Genomic DNA, 15,778 nt, shown 5'->3' with positions numbered 1-15,778 from the left:
ACATCATGATCCGAGCCCTGATGAGCTCGACCGCCGTCGCCGCCGTCCTGATCGCGGCGCCGGCCTTCGCCGAAGAAGCGCCCACCGCGCCGACGCCGGACGTGGCGGGCGCGACCGCGGTCGATACGCTGGTCGTCACCGCCACCCGCTCGCCGACCGAGGCCAGCAAGGTCGCCACGATCGTCACCGTCCTGGACAAGAAGGCCATCGACGCGGCCCAGAGTTCCGCCGTCATCGATATTCTCGCGACCAGCGCGGGCGTCAGCTTCACCAGCAACGGCGGTCCGGGCACAAGCACTACGCTCAACATCCGCGGCGCCGAAGGCCAGCATGCGGTCGTTCTGATCGACGGCGTGAAGCTGAACGACCCGTCCTCGACCCAGGGCGGCTACAACTTCGGCAGCCTGCTGGTCGGCGACATCTCGCGCATCGAGGTGCTGCGCGGCGCCCAGTCCACCCTCTGGGGCAGCCAGGCGATCGGCGGCGTGGTCAACGTCGTGACCGCCGAGGCGACACAACCGTTCCAGGGCAACCTCGACGTCGAGGGCGGATCGCGCGGCACCGGTTATCTGCGCGCCGGCGTCGGCGGCAAGACCGAGCGCCTCGATTGGCGCCTGGCCGGCGGCTACTACACGACCGACGGCTTCTCCTCCTACAAGCGCGGCGCGGAAGAGGACGGCTACCGCAACACCGGCCTGGCCGGGCGCGCCCGTCTGAAGATCACCGACGCCGTCTCGGCCGAGGTGCGGGCCGTCTACTCCGACGGCGAGTACGACTTCGACGGTTTCGGCGTGGACTCGCCCGAGTACGGCAAGACCAAGGAGCTGGTGGTCTACACCGGCCTGAACTTCGACCTGCTCGACGGTCGCTGGAAGAACCGTCTCGCCTTCGCCTACACCGACACCGACCGCCGCAACTTCGACCCGCGGCAAGCCTCGCCGACCACCTTCGACGCCGACGGCCAGAACAAGCGCTGGGAGTACCAGGGCGTGTTCGCGATCACCGAGGCCTGGAACGCCACCTTCGGGGCCGAGACCGAGGACGCCGAGATGACGACCTGGTCGTCGTTCGCGCCGGTCACCCGCCGCGGCAAGGCCGGGGTCGACAGCGTCTATGTCCAGCTGCAGGGCGAGGTCATCCCGGGCCTGACCCTCACCGGCGGCGTGCGCCGCGACAGCCACGACACCTACGGCGACCACACCCTCGGCCAGCTCGGCGCCGCCTGGGCCCTGAACGAGGGGCGCACCATCCTGCGGGCCAGCTTCGGCCAGGGCTTCCGGGCGCCGGGCCTCTACGAACTGTACAGTGAATACGGCAACCTGAACCTCGATCCCGAAGAGTTCGACAGCTGGGAAGCCGGCGTCGAGCAGAAGCTGCTGGGCGACGCGGTCACCGTCTCGGCGACCTACTTCAAGCGCAAGGCGGACAACGAGATCCGCTTCGAATCCTGCTTCGGCTCGACCGACCCGCTGTGCACGGTCGGCGGCGTTCCCCGTTCGGGCTTCTACAAGAACACCCAGAAGACCGAGACCCAGGGCGTCGAACTGATCGGCAAGGCCCGCCTGGGCGACCAGCTGTCCCTGTCGGCCAACTACACCTGGACGGACGCTCAGAACGCTTCGGGCCCCAACAACGGCAAGCAGCTGACTCGCCGTCCCGAGCATATGGGCAACCTGTCGGCGACCTGGGCCTGGACGCCGGACGTCAGCACCACCGCCTCGCTGCGCTACGTCGGCGAGACCTTCGACAACGCGACCAACACCGTGAAGGTCGACGCCTATTCCGTCGTCGACCTGCGCGCCTCCTGGCAGGTGAACGACACCGTCGAGCTCTACGGGCGCGTCGAGAACCTGTTCGACGAGGACTATCAGCGGGTCCGGAACTACGGGACGCCGGGACGCGGGGCGTTCGTCGGCCTGCGCGCCCGCTTCTAGACGCGGATGGCGCCGTCGTCCCACTCCGGCGCCATTCGACATGGCGGTCGCCTGTCCGAGGCGGCCGCCATGTATCCGCGAGCGCCCGAACCCTGGTTGGACCTGTCGACCGGGATCAATCCCGTCGCCTGGCGCGGGGTCCGGGCGTCCGTCGATGATCTGAAGCGGCTGCCTGATCCGGTCGACCTGGCCGGGCTGGAGGCCGCGGCGGCCCGGGCCTTCGGCGTCGCCGATCCCGCTCGCGTCGTCGCCGTGGCCGGGGCCGAGGCCGGGCTGCGGCTGCTGCCCGAACTCCTTCGCCTGTCCAGCGTCGAGATCCTGGGTCCGACCTATGGCGGCCATGAGGACGCCTGGCGCGCGGCCGGGGTTCCGATCCGGGCCGGCGGCGACGGGCTGGTGGTGGTCAATCCCAACAACCCGGACGGCCGATCCTGGCCGGCGGAGCGGCTGTTGGCCGAACCGCGCTGGCTGATCGTCGACGAGTCGTTCGGCGAAGCCGCGCCGACGCTGAGCCTGGCCGGGGTCGAGCGCGAGCGGCTGGTGGTGCTGCGGTCGTTCGGCAAGTTCTACGGCCTGCCGGGCGTGCGGCTGGGCTTTGTGATCGCCTCGCCGGACCTGGCGGGCCAACTGCGGGCGCGGCTGGGCGACTGGCCGGTCTGCGCCGACGCCATCGCGATGGGCCGCGCCGCCTACGCCGACGAGGCCTGGCGGACGGCGACGCTGACGCGCCTCCAGCGGGACGCCGCGCGGCTGGACGCCTTGCTGACGAGCAGGGGGTTCGAGGTGATCGGCGGCACGGCCCTGTTCCGCCTGGCCGCCGCGCCGGACGCCCAGGCGCGCTTTCAACGTCTTTGCGAGGCTGGGGTCCTGACCCGGCCGTTCGCCTACGAACCCGGCTGGCTGCGGTTCGGCCTTCCCGCGCCTCACGACTTCGAGCGGCTGGAGGCCGCGCTTTGACCAGCCGTCGGATCGTCATCGCCGGAGGCCTGGCCGCCGGACTGGCGGCGCTGCCGGCCCGCGCCGCGACCGCGCCCCGCCGGGTGGTGTCGTTGAACAACTGCCTCGATACGCTGCTGGTCCATCTGGCCGACCGGGGGCAGATCGCGGCCCTGAGCCACTACGCCCGCGAACGCGAAGGCTCGACCATCGCCGATCTGGCCCTGACGCTGCCCTTCACCTGGGAGACGGCGGAAGAGGTCATCGCCCTGCGGCCGGACCTGGTTCTGACCAGTGAACATTCGGCCCTGGCCACCCGCAACGCCCTGAAGCGGCTGGGCGTGCCCGTCGAGCGCTTCAAGGTGCCCGGCAGCGTCGCCGAGAGCCAGGAGCAGGTGCGCCGCATGGCCCGCCTCGTCGGGCGGCCGGACCGCGGCGAGGCCCTGGTCGCCCGGATCGACGCCGCCCTGGCCGCGGCGGCGCCGCCGAAGGGCGTGGCGCCGATCGAGGCGCTGCTCTACCAGCCCAACGGCTTCGCCGCCGGGGAGGGCACCTTGGTGAGCGAGATGATGACCCGAGCGGGCTTCACCAATGTCGCCGCGCGCTATGGCCTCAAGCGCTGGGGCAACGTGCCGCTGGAGCGGCTGCTGGCCGATCCGCCGCGCGTGCTGCTGGCCGGCGCTCCGGCCCCCGGCGCGCGCAGCTGGGCCGACCGGGTGATGACCCATCCGGCCCTGAAGGCGGTCGCCGGCCGCATGACGGTGGCGAGCTTTCCCGAGAAGCTGATGTTCTGCGGCGGGCCCGTGCTGATCCAGAGCGCGCAGGCCCTGGTCGAGGCTCGCCGCGCCCTTCTGAGGAGCGCCGCATGAAGGCTCCGCCGCGCATGGTCCTGTATGGCGGCCTCGCCCTGTTGCTGGCCCTGCTGGCGTTCGCGAGCCTGAGCGCCGGGCGGGTCTGGGTGCCCTGGGATGTCTGGCTGGCGGCCGACCCGCGGTCGGCGATCGTGTTCGAGCTGCGGCTGCCGCGCACCGTCCTGGCGCTGCTGGTCGGCGGGGCACTGGGACTCTGCGGCGCGGCGCTGCAGGGCTACACCCGCAATCCGCTGGCCGATCCCGGGGTGCTGGGCGTGTCCGCCATGGCGGCGCTCGGGGCGGTGTTGACCCTCTATCTCGGGGTGGCGGGCGAAGCGCCCTGGATGCTGCCGGCGGCGGCGATGCTGGGCGCGGCGATCGGGGTGGCCCTGTTGCTGTTCCTGGCCGGGGCGACCTCCAGCGTGGTGACCTTCATCCTGGCCGGGGTGATCGTCCAGACGGTGGCCGGCGCGGGCGTCGCGCTGGCCCTGAACCTGGCGCCCAACCCCTGGGCGGTGAACGAGATCGTCAACTGGCTGCTCGGCTCGCTGGCCGACCGCAGCGTCGAGGAGCTGAAACTGGCCTGGCCGGGGATCGTGATCGGCGGCGTCCTGCTGCTGACCACCAGCAAGGCGCTCGACGCGCTGACCCTGGGCGAGACCGGCGCGCGGTCGCTGGGCGTCGACCTGCGCCTGACGCGGCTGGCCCTGGCGGCCGGCGTCGCCTGCGCGGTGGGGGCGAGCGTGGCGGTGACCGGCGTCATCGGCTTCGTCGGCCTGATCGTGCCGCACCTGCTGCGGCCCCTGGTCGGCGCGCGGCCCGGAGCGTTGCTGGTCCCGTCGGCGCTCGGCGGCGCTGCCCTGGTCCTGGCGGCGGACATGCTGGTGCGCGTCACCCCGGCGGCGACCGAGGTGAAGCTGAGCGTGGCCATGGCGGCGCTGGGCGGGCCGTTCTTCCTGGTCCTGCTGATCGCCATGCGACGGAGGATGGCGTGAGCGACCTGATCGCGGACAGCCTGAGCGTCCGGCTCGGCGGCCGGGCCGTCGTCGACGGCGTCAGCGCCCGGTTCGAGGCCGGACGCGTGACCGCCGTGGTCGGCCCCAACGGAGCCGGCAAGTCTACTCTGTTGGCCTGCCTGGCGGGGCTGCGCACGCCGACCGTCGGCGCGGTCCGGCTCGGGGTCGAGCCGCTGACGTCCCTGTCGCCGCGAGAGCGGGCCAGGCGGATGGCCTTCCTTCCGCAGACGCCGGAGATCGCCTGGGCGGTCGACGTGCGCACCTACGTCGGCCTTGGGCGCACCCCCTGGACCGGGTCCTGGGGCCTGGGCGCCGAGGACCAGGCGGCGGTCGAGGCGGCGATGGAGGAGACCGGCGTCTCCGCGTTCGCGAACCGGGTCGTCACCACCTTGTCGGGCGGCGAGCGGGCCCGCGTGCTGATCGCCCGAGCCCTGGCCGGACAGAGCCGCTGGCTGCTGGCCGACGAGCCGCTGACCGGCCTCGATCCCGGCCACGCCCTGGACGCCGCGGCCCTGTTCCGGCGGCTGGCCGCGGACGGCGGGCTTGGCGTGGTCGTCACGCTGCACGACCTGGACATGGCCCTGCGGATGGCCGACCGGGTCCTGGTGCTTGCCGAGGGGACGGTGATCGCCGAGGGCGCGCCGGTCGAGGCCTTGTCGCCGCAGGTGCTGGCCCGCGCCTACGGAGTCCGCGCTCGAATTCTGGAGGGCGAGAGCGGTCCAATGATCGAGGTGGTGGGGCGTGCCGTTTGACCCCTGGCTGGTTCTGGCGGCGCTGATCGTCGAGGCGACGGTCGGCTATCCGGCCTGGCTGCAGAGCCGCCTGCCGCATCCGGTCGTGTGGATCGGCGGCCTGATCGCCGGGCTGGAGCGGCGCTGGAACGATCCCGAGACGCCCGAGCGGCGGCGGCGAGAGCTGGGCGTGGCGACGGTCGCGATCCTGATCGTCACCATGGTGGTTGCGGGGGTCTTGATCGAGAGTCTGCCGCTGCCCGAGATTGTCGCCTTCGCCGTCGTGATCCTGGCGGGCTCGCTCGGCCTGGCCCAGCGCAGCCTGTACGACCACGTCGCGGCCGTCGCCCGACCGCTGACGGCGGGGAGCCTGCCCGGCGCGCAGACGGCAGTGGGCATGATCGTCGGCCGCGACACCGAGACCATGGACGAGGCCGAGGTCGCCACGGCGGCGCTGGAGAGTCTGGCGGAAAGCTTCAACGACGGCGTCGTGGCGCCGGTGTTCTGGTTCGTCGTCGGCGGCCTGCCGGGGCTGTTCGCCTACAAGGCCGTGAACACCGCCGACAGCATGATCGGCCATATGGAGCCCCGTTGGCGGGCGTTCGGCTGGGCCGCCGCCAAGGCCGACGACCTGATGAACTGGATTCCCGCGCGGATCGCCGGCGGCCTGATCGCCCTGGCGGCCGGGAAGGGGTGGCGGACCATGCTGCGCGACGCCCGTAAGCACGCCTCGCCCAACGCCGGCTGGACCGAGGCGGCGATGGCCGGAGGCCTGGGCGTCCAGCTGGGCGGGCCGGTGCGCTATGACGGCGTCGTCAGCCAGCGGCCGGTGTTCGGCGAGGGGCGGCGGCCGGAAGCGGGCGACCTGAAACGCGGACTGGGCGTCTACATCCGGGCCTGCGGCCTGCTATGGCTCCTGCTGCTTGTGGGAGGACTGATGTGGCCGCGCTGATGATTCAGGGCTGTGGCTCGGACGTGGGCAAGTCGGTGCTGGTCGCCGGACTGTGCCGGCTGTTCGCCAACCGCGGCCTGACGGTGCGGCCGTTCAAGCCTCAGAACATGTCCAACAACGCCGCCGTCACCGCCGACGGCGGCGAGATCGGCCGAGCCCAGGCGCTGCAGGCCGTCGCCTGCCGGACCCCGCCGACGGTCGACATGAACCCCGTGCTGCTCAAGCCCCAGAGCGACGTCGGCGCCCAGCTGATCGTGCGCGGGAGGATGGCGGGAACCTGGAAGGCGCGCGGCTACCAGGAGGCCAAGGCGAACCTGCTGGACACCGTCGTCGAGAGCTTCCGCAGACTGGAGGCCGAGAGCGATCTGGTGATCGTGGAGGGGGCCGGCAGTCCTGCCGAGATCAACCTGCGGGTCGGCGACATCGCCAACATGGGCTTCGCCATCGCCGCTGGCGTGCCGGTGGTGCTGGTCGGGGACATCGACCGAGGGCATGTGATCGCCGCCCTGGTCGGGGCGCACGCTGTGCTGGACGAGGCCGACCGGGCGATGATCCGGGGCTTCCTGATCAACAAGTTCCGTGGCGATCCAAGCCTGTTCCAGGACGGACGGGCCGAGATCGTGCGCCGCACCGGCTGGCCGGACCTCGGCATGGCGCCCTGGCTGGCGGCGGCCAAGGCTCTGCCGGCTGAGGATGCGGTGGTGCTGGACCGCGCGGCGGCGGGCGAGGCGCGGAGGGTTCGGATCGCCGTGCCGATGCTGTCGCGGATCGCCAACTTCGACGACTTCGACCCGTTGCGGGGGGAGCCCGACGTGGACTTCGGCTTCGTGCCGCCGGGCCGGCCGTTGCCGGGAGACGCCGACCTGGTGATCCTGCCGGGGACCAAGGCGACGCTGGCGGATCTGGCCTTCCTGCGGGCCCAGGGCTGGGACGTCGACCTGGCCGCGCATGTCCGACGGGGCGGACGGGTGCTGGGCGTCTGCGGCGGCTACCAGATGCTGGGCCGGACCGTGGCCGACCCCGACGGGATCGAGGGCCCGCCGGGCGAGGCGCCGGGCCTGGGTCTTCTCGACGTCGAGACGGTGCTGACCGATGAGAAGACGCTGCGGCCGGTCGCCGGCCGCTGGGGCGAGGCGCGGTTCGAGGGCTACGAGATGCATGTCGGCCGCACCGTCGGCCCAGGCGCGGCGCGGTCGCTGCTGACCTTCGACGACGGAACGACGGACGGCGCGGTGTCGGCGGACGGCCGGGTCGCCGGCGCCTATGTCCATGGACTGTTCGCGCGGGGCGAAGCGCGGGCGGCGTTCCTGGCCGGGTTGGACGCGACGTCCGACGCGCTGGATCAGAACGCCGTCGTCGACGCCGCCCTCGACGCCATCGCGGCCCAGCTGGAGGCCGCCTTCGACATTCCCGCGATCGCCAGGATCGCCGGCCTGGAGCTGTCAGCATGAGCCTGCCCGTCGTCCCCCCTGTCGACCGCGCCCTGGAGAGCGGCCTGCGCGCCGCCATCGACGGCAAGGCCAAGCCGCTGGGCGCGCTCGGGCGGATCGAGGATCTGGCCGTGCGGCTGGGCCTGATCGGCGGCGGCAAGGCGCCGGCGACCGGCGAGGCGTTGCTGCTGGTGTTTGCGGGCGACCACGGTCTGAACCAAAGCGGGGTTTCCGCCTATCCGTCCGAGGTGACGGCGGCGATGGTCGCCACCTTCCTGGCCGGCAAGGCCAGCGCCAACGTCTTCGCCAAGGCGGCGGGAGCTACGGTGAAGGTGGTCGACGCGGGCGTGGCCAGCGACCTGCCCACGCATCCCGCCCTGATCGCCGCCAAGGTCCGTCACGGCACGCGCAACGCCGCCGAGGAGGCCGCCTTGACCGGCGCGGAGGTCGAGGCGGCGCTGGCCAACGGCGCGCGGATCGCGGCGTCGGAGCCCTACGACATCCTGGTGCTGGGCGAGATGGGCATCGGCAACACCGCCTCGGCGGCTCTGATCATGCACCGGTTGGCGCCGGCGCCGCTGGCCGACTGCATCGGCGTCGGAGCGGGTCACGACGCGGCCGGGATGGCGCGCAAGCAGACGGTGCTGGCGCAGGCGGCGGCGCGGTCCGACGCGAGGGCGCCGTTGGACGTGCTGCGCGAGTTCGGCGGGCTGGAGATCGTGACCATGGCCGGGGCCATCCTCGGCGCGGCGGCGGCGGGCAGGCCGGTGCTGGTCGACGGCTTCATCTGCACCGCGGCCGCGCTGGCGGCGATCCGGCTGCAGCCGGCGGCGGCGGACTACTGCGTCTTCGCCCACTGTTCGGCCGAGCGCGGGCACCGGCTGCTGCTGGAGGCGCTGGGCGCCGAGCCGCTGCTCGACCTGGGCCTGCGCCTGGGCGAGGGGACCGGCGCCCTGCTGGTCGTGCCGGTCGTGCGGGCGGCGGCGGGCCTGCTGGAGGAGGTGGCCAGCCTCGAGGACGTATTGGCGGGCCGGCTGTGATCCGACAGGTCGAGCTCTTCCTCTGCGCCGTGCAGTTTCTGACCCGGCTGCCCATGCCGGAGCTGAAGCGGTTCGAGCCGGACTGGGTGACGCGCTCGGCCCGTTACTTCCCGCTGGTCGGGCAGGTGGTCGGCGGACTGTCGGCGGTGGTGCTGATCGTGGCGGCGCAGCTGTGGGGCGGCTGGGTCCCGGTGCTGCTGGCGCTGGCGGTCGGGTTGCTGATCACCGGCTGCTTCCACGAGGACGGGCTGGCCGACAGCTTCGACGGCCTGGGCGGCGGCCAGACCCCTGAGCGTCGCCTGGAGATCATGAAGGACAGCCGCCTGGGGACCTACGGCGCCCTGGCGGTGGTCATGGTGCTGGCGCTGAAGGCGGCGGCGTTGGCCACGCTCCCGGCGCCCTGGATGGCGGCGACCGCGCTGCTGGCCGCCCACGGCGTCGGTCGGGCGGCGGCGGTGGTCACGATGCGGTTGACGCCCTACGCGGGGGACGGCGACGGCGCCAAATGGAAGCCGCTGCCCCGGGGTGTGAGGACCTGGGAGACGCTGGTCGCCGTGGCCCTGGCGGCCTGGCCGCTGGTCTTCCTGCCGCTGCCGGCGGTGAGCGCGGGACTGGCGTTCGGCGCCGTGCTCGCGGCTCTGCTGGCGCTGGCGGCGCGGCGGCTGATCGGCGGCCATACCGGCGACGTGCTGGGCGGAGTCGAGCAGCTGTTCGAGCTGGGCTTCCTGCTCGGCGTGGCGGCGGTGCTGGCGTGATCATCGCCTGTCCGGCCAGCCGGCTTGCGGAAGCGATCGAACGCTATCGCCCGACCCATGTCGCCAGCCTGATCTCGCCCGACGCCGAGGCGCCGCGGATAGCGGGTGTCGAGCGGCTGGTGCTGTGCTTCAACGACATCGCCGAGCCCCGCGAGGGGCTGATCGCGGCCGATACGGCGATCATCGAGCGCCTGTTCGCCTTCGCCGACGCGGCGGACGAGGGGCCGCTGCTGGTCCACTGCTTTGCTGGCGTCAGCCGCTCCCCGGCGGCGGCCTATCTGCTCGCCTGCCGGCGGGCGGGGGCGGGCGAGGAAGCGCGGCTGGCCCAGACGTTGCGGGCGGCTTCGCCGGAAGCGACGCCGAACCCGCTGATGGTGGCGCTGGCGGATGAGTTGCTGGAGCGGGGCGGGGCGATGACGGCGGCGATCGCCGGGATTGGGCGGGGGCGGGAGGCCTTCGAGGGACCGGTGCTGGTGATGTCGTAGGGGCGGCGGGTCGCTCACGCGGCTATCCGCTCTCCCATGGCCGCTGTCCGCTGCTCCCACCCCAAACCGTCATCCTCGCGCTCGTCGCGAGGATGGCGGAATATAGAGCGAAGCGGGGGACCCATGACGCGACACGGACCCATCGAAGCCGTCTCTCTGCCGCCGGGCGCTCAGCTGGGGCGTTACGAGGGCGCGGGCGGCTACGTCGACTGTTTCGCTGTGACCCTCCCGGGCCGGTTCACCCAGACGGCCTATATCGAAGCCTTCTACACCACGGCGCTGTTCAAGCTGGAGCGGCTTGTGCTCGCCCTGCTGGTCGCGCGGCCCTCGACCGACGACGAGGCGCGGCGGCTGGCCGCCGGCGAGACCGAGGCGTTCGCCGCCTGGACCGTGGAGGCGCGGGGCGAAGACCAGATCCTGCTATGCGACTTCCAGGGGGCGTCGCGGTCGTGGCTCATGAGCGCAGCGACGGAGGCGGCGACCACCCTCTACTTCGGCACCGCGCTGGTCCCGCGCCGGAAGACCGGCGGCCTGGGCTTCGGCTTCCGCGTCATGGTTCCGTTCCATCGCCTGTACGCCCGCGCCCTGCTGCGCGCCACGGCCCGGCGCCTGGCGGCGGCCTAGGCTTCGATATCCACGTCCTTGGTCTCGCGCAGGAACAGCATCCCCACGACCACCGTGACGGCCGCGATCACCACCGGGTACCAGAGGCCGTAGTAGATATCGCCCGTCGCGGCGACCATGGCGAAGGCCGTCGTGGGCAGGAAGCCGCCGAACCAGCCGTTGCCGATGTGGTAGGGCAGGCTCATCGAGGTGTAGCGGATGTTGGTCGGGAACAGCTCCACCAGCATCGCCGCGATCGGGCCGTAGACCATGGTGACATAGATCACCAGCAGGGTCAGGATCGCCACGACCAGCGGCTTGTTGACCAGGGCGCTGTCGGCCTTGGCCGGATAGCCGGCGGCCTTCAGGGCGGCCCCCAGGTCCTTCTCCCAGACGGCCTTGCGGTCCTTGAATCCGGCCTTGTCCATCTTGTCGCCGGCGAAGGACGGCAGGACCCGGTCGCCGATCTGGACCCGGGCCAGGCTCCCCGCCGGAGCGGCCTGGTTCTGGTAGGTGATCCCCGCCTTGGCCAGATAGGACTTGGCCAGGTCGCAGCTGGTGTTGAACACCGTCTTGCCGACCGGGTCGAACTGGAACGAGCAGTCGGCGGGATCGGCGATGACGGTCACGGGCGCGCTGGCGGCGGCCCGGGCCAACTGCGGGTTGGCCGCCATGGTCAGGGCGCCGAACAGCGGGAAGTAGGTCACGGCCGCCAGCAGGCAGCCGGCCATGATGATCGGCTTGCGGCCGACCTTGTCCGACAGCCAGCCGAAGAAGACGAAGAAGGGCGTGCCCAGCAGCAGGGCGATGGCGACCAGGCTGTTGGTCAGGGCGCCGTCGACCTTGAGCATCTTCTCCAGGAAGAACAGGGCGTAGAACTGCCCCGTGTACCAGACCACCGCCTGGCCGGCGGTCAGGCCGACCAGGGCCAGCAGCACGATCTTCAGGTTGCTCCAGCGGCCGAAGGCGTCCTTCAGCGGCTTCTTGCTGGCCTTGCCCTCGGCGACCATGCGCTGGAAGGCGGGACTCTCGTTGAGCTGCAGACGGATCCACAGCGAGACGCCGAGCAGCAGGATCGAGATCAGGAAGGGGATGCGCCAGCCCCAGGCCTGGAAGGTCTCCTCGCCGACGCCGGAGCGGGTCAGCAGGATCACCACCAGGCTCAGGAACAGGCCGAAGGTGGCGGTGATCTGGATGAAGCTGGTGTAGAGGCCGCGCCGGCCCTGCGGGGCGTGTTCGGCGACATAGGTGGCCGCGCCGCCGTACTCGCCGCCCAGGGCCAGGCCCTGGATCAGGCGCATGACCACCAGCAAGATCGGGGCGGCGACGCCGATCTGCTCGTAGGAGGGCAGCAGGCCGACCACGAAGGTCGACAGGCCCATCAGCAGCATGGTGACCAGGAAGGTGTTCTTGCGGCCCCAGAGATCGCCCAGCCGGCCGAACACGATGGCCCCGAACGGCCGGACCGCGAACCCGGCGGCGAAGGCCAGCAGGGCGAAGATGTAGCCCGTGGTCTCGTTTACCCCCGAGAAGAAGTGGTGGGTGATGTAGGTGGCCAGCGAGCCGTACAGATAGAAGTCGTACCACTCGAACACGGTCCCGACCGAAGCCGCGCCGATGACCATCCCGTCCTTGCGGCCGACGGGACGGCCTTCCCCTTCCGCTGTCTCCGACATCCGGTCCCTCCCTGGCCGGTCTCCGCCGGACGCTCGCCGCGCAGGTTGGCAGAACATCGGTCGGAAGCGGAGCCCCAATCTTCGCATCGCTGGCGCGTCGGCGAACGCCGTGCGACATCCAGGCCATGACCGACGTCGTCGTTATCGGAGCCGGCCACAACGGCCTCGTCTGCGCCTTCTACCTCGCCCGGGCAGGGTTGAAGGTGACCGTGCTCGAACGGCGCGAGGTCGTCGGCGGGGCGGCGGTGACGGAAGAGTTCCATCCCGGCTTCCGCAACTCCGTCGCCAGCTACACCGTCAGCCTGCTCAATCCCAAGGTCATCGCCGACCTGGACCTGCCGCGCCACGGGCTTCGGGTCGTCGAGCGCAAGGCCTCCAACTTCCTGCCGCTGCCGGACGGCTATCTGCTGACCGGGGAAGGGCGGACCAAGGCCGAGGTGGCGAAGTTCTCGGTCAGGGACGCCGAGCGGCTGGACGCCTACAACGACCGCCTCGACGCCATCGCCGACCTGCTGCGCGCGTTGGTCCTGGAGACGCCGCCGGACATGGTCGAGGGCGGCTGGGTCCGGGCGATCCCGGAGCTGATCAAGGGCGCGGCCCTCGGGCGGAAGCTGTCCAAGCTGGACGTCACCGCGCGGCGCGACCTGCTGGCCCTGTTCTCGCAGTCGGCGGGCGACTGGCTGGACGGCTGGTTCGAGAGCGGCCCGATCAAGGCGGTTCTGGGCTTCGACGGCGTCGTCGGTAACTACGCCAGCCCCTACGCGCCGGGCTCGGCCTATGTGCTGCTGCACCACGTCTTCGGCGAGGTGAATGGCAAGAAGGGGGCCTGGGGGCATGCGATCGGCGGCATGGGCGCGATCACCCAGGCGATGGCCGCGGCCTGTCGCGAGAGGGGCGTCGAGATCCGCGCCGGCGAGGGCGTCGCCGAGGTGCTGACCGAGCGCGGCCGGGCGGTCGGCGTGGTCACGGACAGGGGAGAGACGATCCGGGCGCGGGCGGTGGCGTCCAACACCCATCCGAAGATCCTGTTCGAGCGGCTGGTCGACCCGGCGCTGTTGCCGACCGACTTCCGCGAGCGCATCGACCGCTACCGGTCCGGGTCAGGCACCTTCCGGATGAACGTGGCGCTGTCGGAGCCGCCGCGGTTCACCTGCCTGCCGGAGCCTGGCGACCACCTGACCGCCGGGATCATCATCGCGCCCAGCCTGGCCTACATGGAGCGGGCCCATGCCGACGCCCGCGCGTACGGCTGGTCGCGAGAGCCGATCGTCGAGATGCTGATCCCCTCCACGCTGGACGACAGCCTGGCGCCGGCCGGCCGGCATGTGGCCAGCCTGTTCTGCCAGCACGTCGCGCCGAAGCTGCCGGATGGCCGATCCTGGGACGACTGCCGGGAGGAAGTCGCCGACCTGATGATCGACACCGTCGATCGCTGGGCGCCGGGGTTCAAGGCCTCGGTCCTGGGCCGACAGATCAAGAGCCCGCTCGACCTGGAGCGGGATTTCGGCCTGATCGGCGGCGACATCTTCCACGGGGTCCTGAGCCTGGACCAGATGTTCTCGGCCCGCCCCGTGCTGGGCGCCGGAGCCTATCGCGCGCCTGTCCCGGGGCTCTATCTGTGCGGGGCGGGAACCCATCCCGGCGGCGGCGTGACCGGCGCACCGGGGCGCAACGCCGCCCGGGAAATGCTGAAGGACCTGGGCAGCCGCCGTTGACGCCCATCCGCGCCGGCCGTCACACCGGCCCAACAATTGCCTGTCATGCTGAAAGGGCGCCCCAAAACGGGGCGGCCCGAATTCTGCCTTCTGAAGCTTCCATCGTCGCGCGTCCGTCGGGGAAGACCACAGTGCAGAGTCGAGCGTCAGTAGGAGACGGCGATGTTCGGATTGAACGGTTCCTCAGGTGATTTCGCCCGGGATGTCGCGACCGAGGTCGAATACCTGAAGACCATGCATGGCGAGAACGCCCTCGCCGTCGCCCGCGAGAAGGCAGCCCGTCCGGCGCTCAGGACCCACCGACGAAAAATCCTGAACGCCGCGGTCCAGCGGCTCGAAGGCAAGCCCGAACGCAAGCTGCTCGGTCGCCTGTTCGGCTAGGCCGGCCCAGCGCGACCGCCGGGCCGGGGCCGCTCCGCCTCACTCGGCGGCGGGCTTCTTGTCCATGCCCATCGCCGCGAGGATCTCGGGACGGATGTTCTCCGTTCCCTTTTCCTGGACGTGCTGCGCCACCCGGGCGCCGACGGCGGCCATGGCCTCGCCGATGAAGCGCGGACGGTTCTGCGCCGCCCAGGTCAGGGAGGCGTCGCGGTTGTCGTTCAGGCCCTGGAACCTAGGGGCCACATAGCGGGCGATCAGCTCGTAGGACTTTCGCTTGGCGTCCCAGTTCGCCCAGTTGTGGTCCATCATCAGGAAGGCGCCGAAGCCGCCCGACTGGGCCTGCAGCCGCTCGATCTGGGCGATGGCGTCCTCGGGCGTGCCGATCACCGCCATGCCGGAGGCGATCAGGGCGTCGACCGGATCGCTGCCGTCCTGCGGCGCCAGCGGCAGGGCGGCGACCTCGCGGAAGTAGTAGAGCCAGTCCTCCAGGCCGAAGCGGACGTCGGCGCGAGCCTGTTCGCGGGTCTCAGCCACATGCATCGGGCCGACCAGGCGCCAGCCGTCGCGATCCATGGTCTTGCCGGCGTCCCGGGCCTTGTCCTCGGCGATCGCCCAGTTGGAGGCCAGGGCGTTGAAGCCGCCGGTCTGGGTGGCGCCGATCGACAACAGGCCGGCGCCGTGCCGGCCGGCCGCGCTGGCCCCGGTCGGCGAGACCTGGCTGGCGACGCAGATTTCCACCGATGGCCGGCTGTAGGGCGTCATCTGCAGACGCGCCTCGTTCAGCTCGAACCAGTTGGTCTTCCGGGTCACCTGCTCGCCGCGGAGCAGCGGAACCAGCACGTCCAGCGCCTCGTCCATGCGGTCGCGCTGGGCGCTGACCGGGATGCCCATCATGAAGGCGTCCGAGGGCAGGGCGCCGGGGCCGACGCCGAACATCACCCGGCCGCGGGTGATGTGGTCCAGCTGGTTGATGCGGTCGGCCAGCATCAGCGGATGATGGTAGGGCAGGGACGATACGCCCGTGCCCAACCGGATGTGGCGGGTGCGCTCGGCGACCGTGGCGATGAACAGCTCGGGGCTGGCGATCAGTTCGTAGCCGGCCGAATGGTGCTCGCCGATCCAGGCCTCCTCGTAGCCGAGGCGGTCCATGTGCTGGACCAGCTCGATGTCGCGCTCGAGCGCCAGCGTGGGATTTTCGCGCAGAGGGTGGAACGGGGCGATGAACGCCCCGAAGCGAAGTTTGCTGCCGACCATGGCGTGTCTCTCCCCGGAC

The 15,778-nt window shown here is 71.5% G+C and carries 15 protein-coding genes; 13 read left to right on the top strand and 2 right to left on the bottom strand.

The annotated features are described in order from the left end of the window. Nucleotides 1-5: 5 nt before the first annotated feature. The 11 genes from CSW64_RS14780 to CSW64_RS14730 all read left to right on the top strand — a co-directional run bounded on the left by CSW64_RS14780 (nucleotide 6) and on the right by CSW64_RS14730 (nucleotide 10,754). Nucleotides 6-1,934 carry a TonB-dependent receptor plug domain-containing protein gene (locus tag CSW64_RS14780; protein ID WP_099622821.1) on the top strand — a complete coding sequence of 643 codons (1,929 nt, stop codon included), beginning with the start codon at nucleotides 6-8 and terminating at the stop codon, nucleotides 1,932-1,934. A gap of 69 nt (nucleotides 1,935-2,003) precedes the next feature. Next, entirely contained in the window at nucleotides 2,004-2,891 is an 888-nt protein-coding gene (locus tag CSW64_RS14775; RefSeq protein WP_245863718.1) for an aminotransferase class I/II-fold pyridoxal phosphate-dependent enzyme, read from the top strand. Continuing rightward, entirely contained in the window at nucleotides 2,888-3,739 is an 852-nt protein-coding gene (locus CSW64_RS14770) for an ABC transporter substrate-binding protein (protein ID WP_245863717.1), read from the top strand. Before CSW64_RS14775 ends, CSW64_RS14770 begins: the two co-directional genes overlap by 4 nt. Continuing rightward, on the top strand, nucleotides 3,736-4,716 hold the full coding sequence (locus CSW64_RS14765; RefSeq protein ID WP_216361181.1) for a FecCD family ABC transporter permease: 981 nt from the start codon (nucleotides 3,736-3,738) through the stop codon (nucleotides 4,714-4,716). Before CSW64_RS14770 ends, CSW64_RS14765 begins: the two co-directional genes overlap by 4 nt. Next, entirely contained in the window at nucleotides 4,713-5,489 is a 777-nt protein-coding gene (locus tag CSW64_RS14760; RefSeq protein ID WP_099622819.1) for an ABC transporter ATP-binding protein, read from the top strand. The genes CSW64_RS14765 and CSW64_RS14760 overlap by 4 nt, the downstream gene beginning before the upstream one ends. Then, the gene (gene cbiB, locus CSW64_RS14755; protein ID WP_245863716.1) at nucleotides 5,479-6,420 is read left to right on the top strand and encodes an adenosylcobinamide-phosphate synthase CbiB; all 942 of its coding nucleotides are present in this window, start codon (nucleotides 5,479-5,481) and stop codon (nucleotides 6,418-6,420) included. Before CSW64_RS14760 ends, cbiB begins: the two co-directional genes overlap by 11 nt. Then, on the top strand, nucleotides 6,408-7,871 hold the full coding sequence (locus CSW64_RS14750; RefSeq protein ID WP_099622818.1) for a cobyric acid synthase: 1,464 nt from the start codon (nucleotides 6,408-6,410) through the stop codon (nucleotides 7,869-7,871). The genes cbiB and CSW64_RS14750 overlap by 13 nt, the downstream gene beginning before the upstream one ends. Continuing rightward, nucleotides 7,868-8,890, top strand: a complete 1,023-nt coding sequence (gene cobT, locus CSW64_RS14745; RefSeq protein ID WP_099622817.1) for a nicotinate-nucleotide--dimethylbenzimidazole phosphoribosyltransferase — start codon at nucleotides 7,868-7,870, stop codon at nucleotides 8,888-8,890. Before CSW64_RS14750 ends, cobT begins: the two co-directional genes overlap by 4 nt. Next, on the top strand, nucleotides 8,887-9,645 hold the full coding sequence (gene cobS, locus CSW64_RS14740; RefSeq protein ID WP_099622816.1) for an adenosylcobinamide-GDP ribazoletransferase: 759 nt from the start codon (nucleotides 8,887-8,889) through the stop codon (nucleotides 9,643-9,645). Before cobT ends, cobS begins: the two co-directional genes overlap by 4 nt. After that, the gene (locus CSW64_RS14735; RefSeq protein WP_099622815.1) at nucleotides 9,642-10,130 is read left to right on the top strand and encodes a tyrosine phosphatase family protein; all 489 of its coding nucleotides are present in this window, start codon (nucleotides 9,642-9,644) and stop codon (nucleotides 10,128-10,130) included. The genes cobS and CSW64_RS14735 overlap by 4 nt, the downstream gene beginning before the upstream one ends. A 123-nt stretch (nucleotides 10,131-10,253) precedes the next feature. Then, nucleotides 10,254-10,754 carry a DUF2867 domain-containing protein gene (locus CSW64_RS14730; protein ID WP_245863715.1) on the top strand — a complete coding sequence of 167 codons (501 nt, stop codon included), beginning with the start codon at nucleotides 10,254-10,256 and terminating at the stop codon, nucleotides 10,752-10,754. Here the strand turns inward: CSW64_RS14730 and CSW64_RS14725 are convergent. Then, the gene (locus tag CSW64_RS14725) at nucleotides 10,751-12,409 is read right to left on the bottom strand and encodes an MFS transporter (protein ID WP_099622814.1); all 1,659 of its coding nucleotides are present in this window, start codon (nucleotides 12,407-12,409) and stop codon (nucleotides 10,751-10,753) included. The two genes, CSW64_RS14730 and CSW64_RS14725, sit on opposite strands and share 4 nt — an antisense overlap. Nucleotides 12,410-12,534: 125 nt before the next feature. Between CSW64_RS14725 and CSW64_RS14720 the strand changes: the two genes are divergently transcribed. Beyond that, complete coding sequence (locus CSW64_RS14720) at nucleotides 12,535-14,124, top strand: phytoene desaturase family protein (RefSeq protein WP_099622813.1); 1,590 nt, start codon at nucleotides 12,535-12,537, stop codon at nucleotides 14,122-14,124. Nucleotides 14,125-14,286: 162 nt separating this feature from the next. Further along, a complete protein-coding gene (locus CSW64_RS14715) occupies nucleotides 14,287-14,505 on the top strand; it encodes a hypothetical protein (protein WP_099622812.1) in 219 nt (72 codons plus the stop codon). Nucleotides 14,506-14,544: 39 nt separating this feature from the next. Here the strand turns inward: CSW64_RS14715 and CSW64_RS14710 are convergent, their stop codons facing one another. After that, nucleotides 14,545-15,759, bottom strand: a complete 1,215-nt coding sequence (locus CSW64_RS14710; protein ID WP_099622811.1) for an LLM class flavin-dependent oxidoreductase — start codon at nucleotides 15,757-15,759, stop codon at nucleotides 14,545-14,547. Nucleotides 15,760-15,778: the final 19 nt, after the last annotated feature.

It is taken from the genome of Caulobacter mirabilis, from assembly GCF_002749615.1.
GTDB classification, from domain to species: Bacteria; Pseudomonadota; Alphaproteobacteria; order Caulobacterales; family Caulobacteraceae; genus Caulobacter; species Caulobacter mirabilis.
The sequence above is the reverse complement of the archived record's forward strand: the minus strand, read 5'-3'. Positions and strand labels throughout refer to the sequence as shown.